This window comes from Streptomyces sp. NPDC002032 (genome assembly GCF_042890765.1).
In the GTDB taxonomy this organism is placed as follows: Bacteria; Actinomycetota; Actinomycetes; order Streptomycetales; family Streptomycetaceae; genus Streptomyces.
This window is the reverse complement of the sequence record NZ_JBIASM010000008.1, coordinates 347,788-361,848: the sequence shown is the minus strand read 5'-3', so window position 1 is coordinate 361,848 and position 14,061 is coordinate 347,788. Positions and strand designations below refer to the sequence as shown.

The window sequence follows — 14,061 nt, the reverse complement described above, 5'->3', positions numbered from 1 at the left end:
GACGGGGTATCAACTTCTGGCGTTGATTTTTGGCACGCTGTTGAGTTCTCAAGGAACGGACGCTTCCTTTGTACTCACCCTCAGTAACACTTACTGGGGCTTTCCTCCGGGCTTTCGTTCTGTTCTGTTCTTGCGTTTCCGACTCTATCAGACTCTTTCGTGTCCGATTTCCTCGGTGCTTTCGAGGTTCTGCGCTTTCGCGCTTTCCCTTTCCGGCGATTCAGACTCTATCAGAAGCTTTCCACCGGATTTCCCGGCTTCGATTCTGGAGGAAGAGTCGAATGTGCCCCACTGGAATTCAATTCCTTGGGGGCGAGAGAGATGTTAAACCATCGCTGCCGAACTTGTCCAGTTCGAGGCAACCGTTCGAATCTACCTCCCCACAGCGACCGTGTCAACGGTGTTTGCGGGACGATGAGGAGACTAGCAGCTCAGCGGGGCCGGACGCACATCAGGCACGTCAGGCCGCGGTGGGCAGTGTGGCCGTGCGGTCGGCTTCCTCCACGTCGCCCGCCTCGCCCTCGCGGGAGGCCCGGCCGCCCAGTACGTAGACGTACGTCAGGAAGGCGGCCTCGGCGGCGACGCCGATGGCGATGCGCGCCCAGGTGGGAAGGCCGGAGGGGGTGACGAAGCCTTCGATCAGGCCCGAGACGAAGAGGACCACGGCCAGGCCGATCGCCATGCCGAGGGCGGCGCGGCCCTCTTCGGCGAGGGCCGTCCGGCGGGTGCGGGGGCCCGGGTCGATGACCGTCCAGCCCAGCCGCAGGCCCGTGCCCGCGGCGACGAAGACGGCGGTCAGTTCGAGCAGGCCGTGCGGGAGGATCAGGCCGAGGAACACGTCGAGGCGGCCGGCCGAGCTCATCAGGCCGATGCCGACGCCGAGGTTCGCCATGTTCAGGAAGAGGATCCACAGGACGGGCAGGCCGAGGAAGACGCCAAGGACCAGACAGATCGCGGCGGCCTGGGCGTTGTTCGTCCAGACCTGGGCGGCGAACGAGGCGGCCGGATGGCTGGAGTAGTACGTCTCGTACCCGCCGCCCGGCTTGGTGAGGTCCTTGAGGTGGTCCGGTGCGGCGATGGCGCTCTGGACCTCGGGGTGGGTGGCTATCCACCAGCCGATGAGGATGCCGAGGGCCGTGGAGAGCAGGGCCGTGGGTATCCACCAGCGGCGGCTGCGGTACACCGCCGCGGGGAAGCCCGCCGTGAAGAAGCGCGCGGCGTCGCGCCAGCTCGCCCGGCGGGTGCCCGTCACGGTGGCGCGGGCGCGGGCGACCAGCTGGGTGAGCCGGCCGGTGAGCACCGGGTCGGGGGCGCTCGACTGGACGAGGGAGAGGTGGGTGGAGGTGCGCTGATAGAGCGCGACGAGCTCGTCCGCCTCCGCTCCCGTCAGCTTCCGGCCGCGGCCGAGGAGCTGCTCCAGGCGCGCCCACTGCGCCTGGTGGGCCGCCACGAAGACGTCGAGGTCCATCCGGTTTCCGCTCCCCTGCCCCTGGCCGCCCGATTCGGCTTACTGCTCCTGTGGTCAGCTTGGCAGACTGGAGCGCACAGGGGCGGGTCAGGTCGGTGAAAGGTGCACGCGGTGAGCGGTCTGGTGACGGGGGACGCGGTCGTCCTGGGCCTGCGGCCGGCGCGGCTGCCGAGCCGGGCGCTGGCGATCCTGCTGGACCTGGTCGTGTACGGCACCGGTTTCATGATCGTCTCCGTCGCGCTCGTCTTCGCGACGGCCGACCTGGACGATGCCGCGCAGGCCGCGGTCACGGTGGCGAGCCTGCTGCTGGTGCTGGTCGGGGTGCCGATCGCCGTGGAGACGCTGACGCACGGACGCTCCCTCGGGAAGCTGGCCTGCGGGCTGCGGGTGGTGCGCGAGGACGGCGGGCCGATCCGCTTCCGGCACGCGCTGGTGCGCGGGGCGCTGGGGGTGGTGGAGCTGCTGATGACCTTCGGGACGGTGGCCTGCGTCGCCTCGCTGGTCTCGGAGCGGGGACGCCGGCTCGGTGACGTGTTCGCGGGGACGCTCGTGGTCCGGGAGCGGGTGCCCGGGGCCCGGGTGATGCCGGTGCCCCCGCCGCCGCCCTGGCTGGCCGGGCGGTTCACCGCGCTCGACCTCTCGGCGGTGCCGGAGGGGCTGTGGCTGGCGATCCGCCAGTACCTGACGCGGATGAACCAGCTCGACCCGCACACGGGTGCCGCGATGGCGGCGCGGCTGGCGGACGACGTGGTGGCCCGGACCGGGACCCCGCCGCCGGCCGGGGTGCCGGCGGCGGCGTTCCTGATGGCCGTGGTGCACGAGCGGCAGACGCGGGACGCCGCCCGGGCCTTCGCCGCGACCGGGCCGGTGGGTTCGTACCCGTCGGGAGCGGGCGTACCCGTCGTGGCCGACCCGCCCGTGGTGGCTCCGCCCGTGGTGGCTCCGCCCGTCGTGGCCGTCCCGCCCGTGGTGGCTCCGCCCGTCGCGCCGCCCGGGCGCGGGAGCGGGTTCGCGCCGCCCGGTTAGGGCGCGTGGGGCTCGTCGGGCCCGTCGTCCGGGCCGTCGCCTTCGGGGAAGGCCGAGGGCGGGGTCTCCAGGTGTTCGAGTTCGATACCGGGGGCCGACAGGACGACGTCTCCGGCGATGTGGACGGTGTGGACCTCGCCGGTGTCGAGCGCGGTGACCCGGTACTCGTCCACCACCAGCGGGCCGCTGTCCGTCGGGTGCTCCGCGCGGGTGAGCAGGGCCCACGCCTGGTCGACCGTACGGGCGGCGAGGACCGGGTCCGTGAGGGCGACCAGGCGCACCCGGGTGGCCGGGGCGCCGGGGGCCAGGCGCAGCAGGCGGGCCGTGGCGACGAGGAAGGCCGGGGAGGCGCCGGTGAAGCCGGGGGCCCGGACGTTGCCCTCGGTGGCCTCCGCGCCGGCGGGGTCGGTGCGGACCCAGGTGACGCCGTCGACGGCGGCGCCGCGCACCTGCCAGCCGGAGGCGTTCAGTTCGAGGCGGATGGGGCGGCCGAGTGCGTCCACGGCCAGGTCGACCGAGCCCCGGTGGCCGCCGTCGGGGTGGGTGAGCTGGGCGACGTAGCGCCAGCCGGAGGGGCCGGGGGCGCAGTGGAAGTGCTCCTCGCCGAGGGGGGCGTGGTCGTGCGGGTCGTGGAGCGAGTAGCGGCCGCGGGGCATGGGGCGTGGTCCTTGCGTGCGTGCGGGGTTCCCGTACGGGGGTACGGGGCAGGCCCCCGGCGCGGTCGCCGGGGGCCTGGCTCGGTGCTGTGGATCCGCGGGGATCAGTAGCGGTAGTGGTCCGGCTTGTACGGGCCCTCGACCTTGACGCCGATGTAGTCGGCCTGCTCGGGGCGCAGGGTGGTGAGCCTGACGCCGAGCGCGTCGAGGTGGAGGCGGGCGACCTTCTCGTCGAGGTGCTTGGGCAGCACGTAGACGTCGGTCGGGTACTCCGAGGGCTTGGTGAAGAGCTCGATCTGGGCCAGGGTCTGGTCCGCGAAGGAGTTCGACATCACGAACGACGGGTGGCCGGTCGCGTTGCCCAGGTTCAGCAGACGGCCCTCGGACAGCACGATCAGGACCTTGCCGTCGGGGAACGTCCAGGTGTGGACCTGCGGCTTGACCTCGTCCTTGACGATCCCGTCGACCTTGGCCAGGCCGGCCATGTCGATCTCGTTGTCGAAGTGGCCGATGTTCCCCACGATGGCCTGGTGCTTCATCCGGGCCATGTCGGCGGCCATGATGATGTCCTTGTTGCCGGTCGTGGTGATGAAGATGTCGGCCGTCTCGACGACATCGTCCAGCGTGGCGACCTGGTAGCCGTCCATCGCCGCCTGGAGCGCGCAGATCGGGTCGATCTCGGTGACGATGACGCGCGCGCCCTGGCCCCGCAGGGACTCCGCGCAGCCCTTGCCGACGTCGCCGTAGCCGCAGACCACGGCGACCTTGCCGCCGATCAGGACGTCGGTGGCGCGGTTGATGCCGTCGATCAGGGAGTGGCGGCAGCCGTACTTGTTGTCGAACTTCGACTTCGTCACGGCGTCGTTCACGTTGATCGCCGGGAACAGCAGGGTGCCCTCGGACATCATCTCGTAGAGGCGGTGGACACCGGTGGTGGTCTCCTCCGTCACGCCGCGGATCTCGGACGCGAGCTGCGTCCACTTCTGCGGGGACTCACCGAGGGTGCGGTTGAGGAGCGTGAGGATGTACGCGTACTCCTCGGAGTCCGCGGTGGACGGGTCCGGGGCCGCGCCGGCCTTCTCGAACTCGACGCCCTTGTGGACGAGGAGGGTGGCGTCGCCACCGTCGTCGAGGATCATGTTGGGGCCGCCGGTGGGGGTGTTCGGCCAGGTCAGCGCCTGCTCCGTGCACCACCAGTACTCTTCCAGCGTCTCGCCCTTCCAGGCGAAGACGGGGACGCCCTGCGGGTCCTCCGGGGTGCCGTTCGGGCCGACGGCGATGGCGGCGGCCGCGTGGTCCTGGGTGGAGAAGATGTTGCAGGAGGCCCAGCGGACGTCGGCGCCGAGGGCGACGAGCGTCTCGATCAGGACGGCGGTCTGCACGGTCATGTGCAGGGAGCCGGTGATGCGGGCGCCCGCGAGGGGCTGGGAGGCGGCGTACTCGCGGCGGATCGACATCAGGCCGGGCATCTCGTGCTCGGCGAGGGTGATCTCCTTGCGCCCGAAGGCGGCGAGGGAAAGGTCGGCGACCTTGAAGTCCATGGGTGGTGCTCCTCATGGGTCGAGAGGGTGGGTACGGCTGAGCCTGGCACCGGCCGCACATGGGCGGGTCGGTGCGTCGAGCACAGTCCGTCGGGGGCCCTCTCTCCCCTCGGCCGGTCACGAGGACCGCCCGACCGCCATCAGCAGCGACGCCTGACACTGGGATCGAATCTACACCGATCGGCCTAGCGGCCGCAGGCGGGCGGGCTGCATGTCGACCGCCGGTTTCGGGCCCTCCGGCGGAACGGTTCGGGGCCTTTCGGACTTTTGATGCGCCGCTTACCTGGGGCAGGATGCCAGGTGGACCGGGTCGTGTGCGCGGTCCCGCAGGATCCATGGCTGAAGGAGATTCCAGTGACCAGTCCAGCCGGCCCTCCCGGTGACGTCGGCGCGAGCGGGCCCGGGCGCCCGAAGTTCGTGGCCGTCACGGCCTGCCCGACGGGGATCGCCCACACGTACATGGCCGCCGAGAAGCTCCAGCAGGCCGCGGACGAGCTCGGCGTGGACATGAAGGTGGAGACGCAGGGGTCGATCGGGGCCGAGAACGTACTGTCTGACAACGATGTCAGGGAGGCGGACGGCGTCATCATCGCCGCCGACAAGGAAGTCGACCGGGAGCGGTTCGCCGGAAAGCGGGTGCTGTCGACGGGCGTCGCCGACGGCATCCACCGGCCGAAGGAGCTGATCGAGCGCGTGCGGAGCGCGCCGGTGCAGACGGGCGGCGCGGCGGCCGCCTCCGGCGCCGGGGGCGGCAAGGAGCGCAGCCTCGCCTACAAGGCGCTGATGAACGGCGTCTCGTACATGATCCCGTTCGTGGTGGTCGGCGGTCTGCTGATCGCCATCGCGCTGGCCCTGGGCGGCCACGCCACGGACAAGGGGTACGTGGTCACCCCGGGCACCTTCTGGGACCACCTCTTCCAGATCGGCGTCATCGGCTTCACCCTGATGATCCCGATCCTGTCCGGCTACATCGCGTACGCCATCGGGGACCGGCCGGCGCTGGTGCCCGGCATGATCGGCGGGTTCATCGCGAACACGGGCGCGCTCTACGACTCGAAGTCGGGCGCGGGCTTCATCGGTGCGATCGTGACGGGTTTCCTGGCCGGTTATCTGGTCCTGTGGATCAAGAAGGTCAAGGTCCCCAAGACCGTCCAGCCGATCATGCCGATCATCGTGATCCCGATCGTGGCGACGACGGCGCTCGGCCTGTTCTTCATCTACGTCATCGGCAAGCCCATCTCGTGGGTCTTCGAGACCCTCACCACCTGGCTGTCCGGCATGACCGGCACCAGCGCGATCCTGCTCGGCGCGATCCTGGGCCTCATGATCGCCTTCGACATGGGCGGTCCGGTCAACAAGACGGCCTTCCTCTTCGGTACGGGGCTCATCGCCTCCGGCAACTACGCGGTCATGGGCATGTGCGCGGCGGCCATCCCGGTCATGCCGCTGGGCCAGGGCCTGGCGACGGTGCTGCGCCGCAGGCTGTACTCGGACCAGGAGCGCGAGACGGGCATGGCGGCCCTCTTCATGGGGATGTTCGGCATCTCGGAGGGCGCCATCCCGTTCGCGGCCGCACGGCCGGCGATCGTCATCCCGTCCAACATGCTCGGCGGCGCGCTGGCCGGGGCCATCGCGGGTGTGGCGGGGGTGGGCGACCACGTGCCGCACGGCGGCCCGATCGTGGCCGCGCTGGGTGCGATCGACGGCGTCGTGTGGTTCCTGATCGCCATCGTGGCGGGCACCGTGGTCACGGCGCTGACGACCAACGCGCTGATCGGGATCAAGGAGCGCGGCAACGGCCGCCCCGTGCCCGCGGGCGCCCCGGCCGCGGCCCCCGTACCGGTGCCGGCGATGGTGGGCGCGGGAGCCGGCCCGGCGGCGATGACGGCCGCGCAGGCCGCGCCCGTCGCCGCCGCGGTCGCCGCCGCCGCGGGGGGCTCCACGGCTTCGGAGGCGAAGGCGGAGGTGCTGTCGGGCTACCTGACGGAGCGCACCGTCAAGACGGAGCTGGCCTCCGGCTCGAAGGAGGCGGCGATCCGGGAAATGGCCGAGATGCTCGCCACCACCGGCAACGTCCGTGACGTCGACGAGCTGGTCCGGGTGGCCCTGGCCCGCGAGGCGCAGGGCACGACGGGGCTCGGTGAGTCGATCGCGATCCCGCACGCGAAGACCGACGCGGTCGCGCGCCCGACGGTGGGCTTCGCCCGGTCCGGCGAGGGGATCGAGTGGGGTGCGCTGGACGGTACGAAGGCCCGGCTGGTCTTCATGATCTCGGTGCCGGAGGCCGCCGCCGGTGACGAGCACCTGCGGATCCTGGCGCTGCTGTCGCGCAAGCTGATGGACACCGGTTTCCGCGAGCGGCTGCAGTCCGCGCCGGACCGGGCCGCGATCCTCGACGTGCTGCGAGAGATCCGCTAGCGCGCCGCGCGCCGCCCCCCGCGTCGGGTCCCGTACCGCTCCGGTACGGGACCCGACCGCGTGTGCCCGGTGTCCGAATCGGTATGTCCGGAGTTGGCACAGCGGCCCCCCGGCGGCATCGGGGGCGTCCCCGTCGACCTACGATGCAAGGCAGGTACATCGGAAGGGACGAAATGGAACACAGGCCAGGACGCAGACGCGGGATCGCGGCGATCGTCCTGCTGGTGCTCGGAGCGGTCATCCTCGGGGGGGTGACGGTGGCGAAGACCGTGGACCCGCCCGCGCGGTACACGGAGGGCCGGCAGGCCGGCTGGACCATGACGCCGACGTACACCAACGGGGAGAGCATCTACCTGGAACCGGTCGCCAAGGGGAAGCTGCGGCGGGGCGACGTCGTGCTCGCCTCCGTGCCGTGGTCCCTGCAGAAGACCCAGATGAACCGGGTCGTCGCAGTCGGCGGGGACCGCATCCGGTACAAGCCCAGCAGCAAGGTCGCGGGCCAGTACCGGCTGGTGCTCAACGGTGCGCCGCTGGACGAGCCGTACCTGGAGGACTGGAAGCACCCGTCCGGTGTGGCCTTCGACGTGACGGTGCCCAAGGGGTACGTCTTCCTGATGGCCGACCACCGGATGAACTCGGACGGCTCCCAGTACCCGAACAACGGGCCGGTCCCGGTGGGCAAGGTCACCGCGAAGGTCGTGTCGTACCCGATGGCGAAGCTCGCCGTGTGGGGGCAGCTGGCGGGCGCGCTGGTGATGCTGATCGGCGCGGCGCTGGCGGCCGTGGCCCGGCGGGCGCGCGGCCGGGCGCGGGCGGCGGCCGCGACGGCGGCTCCGGCGGCGCCCGCGGTGGCGGCCTCGGTGCCGGCTCCGTCGGGCGGCGAGGCGCAGGCGCCGGTGGCGCCCGGCGGGCGCGCGGACGTGTCCTCGTAACCCGGGCAACCCGGGCAACCCGGCTCACCACACGTACGAAGGCCCCCGCGGCGCGCGCCGCGGGGGCCTTCGGGTGTCCGTGGGGTGCGGGTCAGTTCGCCCCGGCGCTTCCGGCGGGCCCGCCGGCGGCCTCGGGGTGGTAGATGTCCGGCTCCAGGTAGATCACGCGCGCGATCGGGACGGCCGCGCGGATGCGGGCCTCGGCGGCGTTGATCGCGTTGGCGACCTCGGTCGCGGTGTCGTCGTGCTGGACGGCGATCTTGGCGGCGACGAGGAGTTCCTCGGGGCCCAGGTGCAGGGTCCGCATGTGGATGACGCGGGTGACGGTGTCCCCGTCGACGACGGCGGCCCGGATCTTCGCGACCTCTTCGGTGCCCGCGGCCTCGCCGAGGAGCAGCGACTTGGTCTCCAGGGCCAGCACGATCGCGATGACGATGAGCAGGACGCCGATGCAGAGCGTGCCGATGCCGTCCCAGACGCCGTTGTCGGTGAGCAGGGCGAGGCCGACGCCCGCGAGGGCGAGGACGAGGCCGATGAGCGCGCCGAGGTCCTCCAGGAGGACCACGGGCAGCTCGGGGGCCTTGGCGCGCTTGATGAACTGGCGCCAGGTCTGGTTCCCGCGGGTCTCGTTGGACTCCTTGATCGCGGTGCGGAAGGAGAAGCTCTCGGCGACGATCGCGAAGAGGAGGACCCCGACCGGCCAGTACCAGGCTTCGATGGGGTGCGGGTCGTGGATCTTCTCGTAGCCCTCGTAGATGGCGAACATGCCACCGACGGTGAAGAGCACGATGGAGACCAGGAAGGCGTAGATGTAGCGTTCCCGCCCGTATCCGAAGGGGTGCTGCGGGGTCGCCTCGCGCTTTGCCTTCTTCCCGCCGAGGAGCAGCAGGCCCTGGTTGCCGGAGTCCGCCAGCGAGTGGACGCTTTCGGCGAGCATCGACGAGGATCCGCTGAAGATGTACGCCACGAACTTGGCTACAGCGATGGCGAGGTTGGCGGCGAGTGCCGCCACGATCGCCTTGGTACCGCCCGACGCGCTCATGGGTGCCGTTGTCCCTTCCTAGCCACTGACTCCGGCCGCACATTGTTGCAGCCGGCTGTACGGCCGACGGTACGTCAGACCACCACAGTGGCGCGGAAAACGGTACCGGAACCGGACAGTTCGACCTTTTCGCCCGCCGGTACGAAGACGGACTCTCCCGGGGCCAGGACCACTTCACCGGCCGTGGGGGCGCCGGCGGTGCAGAGCAGGATCTGCGGGGCGCCGTCCGGGAGCACGTGGGGGGCGCCGCCGGGGGCGAGGACGAAGCGGGACAGCCGGAACTCGTCGATGGGGGTCTCGTAGACCTCCTCGCCGTCGGCCTCGGGGCGCAGGACGCCCGGGGCGCTGGGCTCGAAGAGGACGACCTTCAGCAGTTCGGGGACGTCCACGTGCTTGGGGGTGAGCCCGCAGCGCAGCACGTTGTCGGAGTTGGCCATGAGCTCGACGCCGAGGCCGTCGAGGTAGGCGTGCGGGATGCCGGCGCCGAGGAACATGGCTTCGCCGGGCTGGAGCCGCACGTGGTTGAGGAGCATGGCCGCGATCACGCCCGGGTCGCCCGGGTAGTCGTGGACGAGCGTGGCGTACGGCGCGTAGGGGCCGCCGAGGCGTTCGGCGGCGGCCGCGGCCTCGGTGACCGTACGGGTCATCTCGGCGCGGTCGGCGGTGAGGACGGCGGTGAGGACCTCGCGCAGGGCCGCCTCGACGGGGTGGGCGCGCAGCAGGTCGGCGTAGGGCTTGAGGGAGTCGACGCCGAGGCCTTCGAGCAGCTCGGCGGCCTCCAGCGGCGGGCGGAAGCCGCACAGGCCGTCGAAGGGGGTGAGCGCGCAGATCAGCTCGGGCTTGTGGTTGGCGTCCTTGTAGTTGCGGTGGCCCGCGTCTATGGGGACGCCGCGGCGCTCCTCGTCCTCGAAGCCCTCCTTCGCCTGGGCCAGGTCGGGGTGGACCTGGAGGGAGAGCGGGGCGCCGGCGGCGAGGAGCTTGAGGAGGAACGGCAGGCGGGGGCCGAACTTGGCGACGGCGGCGGAGCCGAGCTGGCCTTCGGGGTCCTCGGCGATGACGGCCGCCAGGGTGGTCTCGCCCGCGCCGCGGTCGAGGCGGGAGGGGGCTCCGGGATGGGCGCCCATCCACATCTCGGCCTGGGGTTCACCCGTGGGCTCGGCGCCGAGGAGGGCCGGGATGAGGGTGGTGGATCCCCAGGCGTAGGGGCGGATCGTGTTCGTCAGGCGGTCCATCGTGGTCTTCCGTCGTTCTTCCTGGATCTGTGGATCTTCGGGGCGGGCGCGGGTGCGCGCCTCAGCTGTGTCCCCTGGAGGCCAGCGCCAGGTAAGCGGTGGCGAAGTCGGTGACCGCGAGGAGTTCGGCGAGCTGTTCCAGCTCGGTGCCCTCCTCCGGTTCGAGCTCGCTGACGGCCGTGTCGTGGCCGAGGGCGAGCTCGCGGGCGGCGGGGGCGGCGGAGAGTCCGCCGGTGGGCCGGTCGCGCAGCAGGACGACCCGGGCGCGCAGGGCCTGGGGCTCTTCGACGCGGTCGCGGAAGAAATCGTCGGGGTCGGCTCCGGCGGCGAAGGCTCCGGCGAGCAGGACGCCGTGCGCGGGCAGCGCCTCGGGGAGGTCGGCGGCGAGCGCGGGGCGGCCGGCGAGTTCGGCGAGGGTGGCGGCGAAGCGGCGCCCGGCGGGACCCGCTCCGGCGCCCTCGCTCCAGATGAGCGGGAGGGAGTCGGCGAGCTCGGCGGCGAGGGTCTTGGCCGGGTTGGAGTAGGTGACGATGGCCGGGCCGCAGCGCTCGGCGGTGCGGTCGAGGCGGTCGGCGACGAGCTGGAGGGTGGCGGGGGCGGCGGCGACCAGCCCGAGCTTGTCCAGCAGGACCAGCAGCGGGGTCAGCAGCGCCCACAGGGCGCCGGGGCCGGCCGCGGCGGATTCGTCGTACTCCTGGTACGGGGCCTTGGCCATCGGTACGAGGACCCCGTGCGCGCCGTCCACCGCCTCGCTCAGCGGCGAGCGCTCGGGGGCGACGGCGACGACGGTGCAGCCGCGCCGGTAGGCCTGCTCGGCGAGGACGGCGAGGCCGGGTTCGGTGCCGTCGGTGGTGGCGATGAGCAGCAGGTCCACCGGGCCCGCCCAGCCGGGCAGCGCCCAGCGCAGGGCGCCGGCGGCGTGCGCGACGCCGGTGGGGTGCAGGCGGATGACGGGAGCGCAGGCCCCGGCGAGGGCGCCGAGGAGGTCGGCGACGCCGGTCGCGGCGGTGCCGGGCCCGGCGATCAGCACGGCCCGGGGCCGGCCGTCGGGGCGCAGGTCGGCGAGGCCCGCCTCGGTCGCGTGCCGGGCGGCGGTGCGCACCCGCGCCCCGGCTTCGGCGGCGCCGCGGAGCAGGCCGCGGCGGTCGGCCCGGGCGAGATCGTCCGGTGCGTCGAGGAGCGGCTCGTCGAGCATGGCGGCCTCCGGCGGAGTTGACGGCGTCTGCGGTCTGCGTCTGCGGTGCGCTGGTCGGGCGGTTGCCCGGGTGGGGCGGTTGCCCGGGTGGGGCGGTGGTGCGCGGGGCGGTGGTGCGCGGGTCGGGCGGTGTTACGCGGGGCGGCGGGCCTCGTCGACGAGGAGGACCGGGATGCCGTCGCGGACCGGGTACGCGAGGCCGCAGTCCTGGCCGGTGCAGATCAGCTCGGGTGCCGTCTCGTCCGCCGAGTTGTCCTGGAGGGGAGCGTGGCAGGCGGGGCAGGCGAGGATCTCCAGCAGGCCGGCTTCGAGCGGCATGGGGCGTTTCCCTTCGGGGGTGCGGATCGCTTGTCGCGGATGGGCGTGGTCAGCGTACCGCCGAGTCACCCGCGGTGCGGTTTCCGGTGGGCGGGGCCCGTCCGACGGGCCGCGCCACCGCCCTCGGGGGGCGGTGGCGCGGGCCGTCGGGGTGGTGCGGGTCCGTTGCCGGGGGCGCTGCCCCCGGGCCCCCGCGCCGCGAACGCCGGCGGGGCTGGATGGTGGCCGGTCGGCGCCGCCGTGACCGGCGGGGCCGGGCCGGGCCTCAAGTACCGGCTGGGGTTCGGCCGGGTCAGGCGCGGACGAGGTCGAGGACTTCGTCGCGGACCTTGGCCAGGGTGGCCTCGTCGCGGGCCTCGACGTTGAGGCGCAGGAGCGGCTCGGTGTTCGAGGGGCGGAGGTTGAACCACCAGTCGGCGGCGGAGACGGTGAGGCCGTCCAGCTCGTCGAAGGTGACGTCCTCCAGATCCGCGTACGCGGCCTTGACGGCGGCCGTGCGGCCGGCCTGGTCGGCGACGGTGGAGTTGATCTCGCCGGAGCCGCGGTAGCGGTCGTAGGAGGAGACCAGCTCGGAGAGCGGGCCCTCCTGGCCGCCCAGGGCCGCGAGGACGTGGAGCGCGGCGAGCATGCCGGTGTCCGCGTTCCAGAAGTCCTTGAAGTAGTAGTGCGCCGAGTGCTCGCCGCCGAAGATGGCGCCGGAGGTGGCCATCTCCGCCTTGATGAAGGAGTGGCCGACGCGGGTGCGGACCGGGGTGCCGCCGTTCTCGCGGACGACCTCCGGGACGGACCAGGAGGTGATCAGGTTGTGGATGACCGTGCCCTGGCCGCCGTTGCGGGCCAGCTCGCGGGCCGCGACCAGGGCGGTGATCGCGGACGGGGAGACGCCCTCGCCGCGCTCGTCGACGACGAAGCAGCGGTCGGCGTCGCCGTCGAAGGCGAGGCCGAGGTCGGCGCCCTCGGCGAGTACGCGGGCCTGGAGGTCGACGATGTTCATCGGGTCGAGGGGGTTGGCCTCGTGGTTGGGGAAGGTCCCGTCCAGCTCGAAGTACATGGGGACGAGGTCCAGCGGGAGGCCCTCGAAGACGGTGGGGACGGTGTGGCCGCCCATGCCGTTGCCCGCGTCGACGACGACCTTGAGGGGGCGGATCGAGGTGAGGTCGACCAGGCCCTTGAGGTGCTCGGCGTAGCCGGGGAGGCTGTCCAGCTCGGTGACGGTGCCCGCGGTGGTGCCGGCGGGGATGGCCGGGGCGCCCTCGTCGGTCCACTTCTCGGCGAGTTCGCGGATGGTGGCGAGGCCGGTGTCCTGGCCCACGGGTGCGGCGCCGGCGCGGCAGAGCTTGATGCCGTTGTACTGGGCCGGGTTGTGGGAGGCCGTGAACATGGCGCCGGGCAGGTCCAGCTTGCCCGAGGCGTAGTACAGCTGGTCGGTGGAGCACAGCCCGATCAGGGTGACGTCCACGCCGCGGGCGGCGGCGCCGCGGGCGAAGGCGGCGGACAGGCCGGGCGAGGAGGGCCGCATGTCGTGGCCGATGACGATCGCCGTCGCGCCGGTGACCTTGACGAACGCAGCACCGAACAGCTCGGCCAGGGGCTCGTCCCACTCGTCCGGTACGACGCCCCGCACGTCGTATGCCTTGACGATGTTCGAAAGATCTGCGGCCACTGCCTGCCCTCCTGAAGGTTCTGTGCGGTGGGGCAAACCTACCCTGTGCGCAGAGTGGCCCTTCAGACGATCCGGATGTCAGGAGTCCGGCGAGCGCAGGACGCGCAGGTGTCCGCGCCGGGTCTCGCCGGTGACCTGGGGGCCGGGGCCCGCGCCGCCGGCCTCGGCCGCGCGCTCCGGCGGACGGGCCGCCTCGCGCACCGCGTTGGCGAGTGCTTCGAGGTCGTCCCCGCTGGGCCGGGACGGACCGGACCCGTCGGAAAGGCGTACGACGTCCCAGCCGCGCGGGGCGGTCAGGCGCTCCGAGTGCTCGGCGCACAGGTCGTAGCAGTGGGGTTCGGCGTAGGTGGCGAGCGGGCCGAGAACTGCGGTCGAGTCGGCGTAGACGTACGTCAGTGTGGCGACGGCAGGGCGGCCGCACGCGGTGCGCGAACAGCGACGTACAAGGCTCACGACGTTGGACGGTACCGCACTCTTGACCGGGCCGCGACGACTCACCCCCCGGCCGGCCCCCCGTGTCGCCTCCGGCGGCGGCCGCGGCGGGGGGCCGGCGGGGCGGTCCGGGGGCCC

General features: G+C 72.5%; 12 protein-coding genes. 3 read left to right on the top strand and 9 right to left on the bottom strand.

Annotated features, from left to right (window positions below; genetic code table 11):
* Positions 1-460: 460 nt before the first annotated feature.
* The gene (locus tag ACFYYT_RS21260; RefSeq protein WP_351831762.1) at positions 461-1,468 is read right to left on the bottom strand and encodes a stage II sporulation protein M; all 1,008 of its coding nucleotides are present in this window, start codon (positions 1,466-1,468) and stop codon (positions 461-463) included.
* Between the two features lie 111 nt (positions 1,469-1,579).
* On the opposite strand from ACFYYT_RS21260, the gene ACFYYT_RS21255 reads away from it, so the two are divergent.
* A complete protein-coding gene (locus ACFYYT_RS21255; RefSeq protein ID WP_351831759.1) occupies positions 1,580-2,494 on the top strand; it encodes an RDD family protein in 915 nt (304 codons plus the stop codon).
* Here the strand turns inward: ACFYYT_RS21255 and ACFYYT_RS21250 are convergent.
* Together ACFYYT_RS21250 and ahcY are read right to left on the bottom strand one after the other, a co-directional pair.
* A complete protein-coding gene (locus ACFYYT_RS21250; protein WP_351831758.1) occupies positions 2,491-3,150 on the bottom strand; it encodes a hypothetical protein in 660 nt (219 codons plus the stop codon). The two genes, ACFYYT_RS21255 and ACFYYT_RS21250, sit on opposite strands and share 4 nt — an antisense overlap.
* Positions 3,151-3,254: 104 nt before the next feature.
* On the bottom strand, positions 3,255-4,691 hold the full coding sequence (gene ahcY / locus ACFYYT_RS21245) for an adenosylhomocysteinase (protein ID WP_388608847.1): 1,437 nt from the start codon (positions 4,689-4,691) through the stop codon (positions 3,255-3,257).
* A 354-nt stretch (positions 4,692-5,045) separates the two neighbouring features.
* Between ahcY and ACFYYT_RS21240 the strand changes: the two genes are divergently transcribed.
* Both ACFYYT_RS21240 and lepB read left to right on the top strand, forming a co-directional pair.
* Positions 5,046-7,109: a fructose-specific PTS transporter subunit EIIC gene (locus ACFYYT_RS21240; protein WP_351831721.1), complete on the top strand. Its 2,064-nt coding sequence runs from the start codon at positions 5,046-5,048 to the stop codon at positions 7,107-7,109.
* A 173-nt stretch (positions 7,110-7,282) separates the two neighbouring features.
* Positions 7,283-8,041, top strand: coding sequence for a signal peptidase I (gene lepB / locus ACFYYT_RS21235; RefSeq protein WP_388608844.1), 759 nt, complete (start codon positions 7,283-7,285; stop codon positions 8,039-8,041).
* Between the two features lie 91 nt (positions 8,042-8,132).
* Here lepB and ACFYYT_RS21230 read toward each other — a convergent pair whose 3' ends face one another.
* The 6 genes from ACFYYT_RS21230 to ACFYYT_RS21205 form a co-directional block, all read right to left on the bottom strand.
* Entirely contained in the window at positions 8,133-9,083 is a 951-nt protein-coding gene (locus ACFYYT_RS21230; protein ID WP_351829946.1) for a cation diffusion facilitator family transporter, read from the bottom strand.
* Positions 9,084-9,157: 74 nt separating this feature from the next.
* The gene (gene manA / locus ACFYYT_RS21225) at positions 9,158-10,315 is read right to left on the bottom strand and encodes a mannose-6-phosphate isomerase, class I (RefSeq protein WP_351829948.1); all 1,158 of its coding nucleotides are present in this window, start codon (positions 10,313-10,315) and stop codon (positions 9,158-9,160) included.
* 61 nt (positions 10,316-10,376) lie between these two features.
* Positions 10,377-11,510 carry an SIS domain-containing protein gene (locus tag ACFYYT_RS21220; RefSeq protein WP_351829951.1) on the bottom strand — a complete coding sequence of 378 codons (1,134 nt, stop codon included), beginning with the start codon at positions 11,508-11,510 and terminating at the stop codon, positions 10,377-10,379.
* Between the two features lie 132 nt (positions 11,511-11,642).
* Entirely contained in the window at positions 11,643-11,828 is a 186-nt protein-coding gene (locus ACFYYT_RS21215) for a Trm112 family protein (RefSeq protein ID WP_351829954.1), read from the bottom strand.
* A 292-nt stretch (positions 11,829-12,120) separates the two neighbouring features.
* Positions 12,121-13,491 (bottom strand): phosphomannomutase/phosphoglucomutase, encoded by a 1,371-nt coding sequence (locus ACFYYT_RS21210; RefSeq protein WP_351829956.1) that lies wholly within the window; start codon positions 13,489-13,491, stop codon positions 12,121-12,123.
* A gap of 78 nt (positions 13,492-13,569) precedes the next feature.
* Positions 13,570-13,989 (bottom strand): DUF3499 domain-containing protein, encoded by a 420-nt coding sequence (locus ACFYYT_RS21205; RefSeq protein WP_351829958.1) that lies wholly within the window; start codon positions 13,987-13,989, stop codon positions 13,570-13,572.
* Positions 13,990-14,061 lie beyond the last annotated feature (72 nt).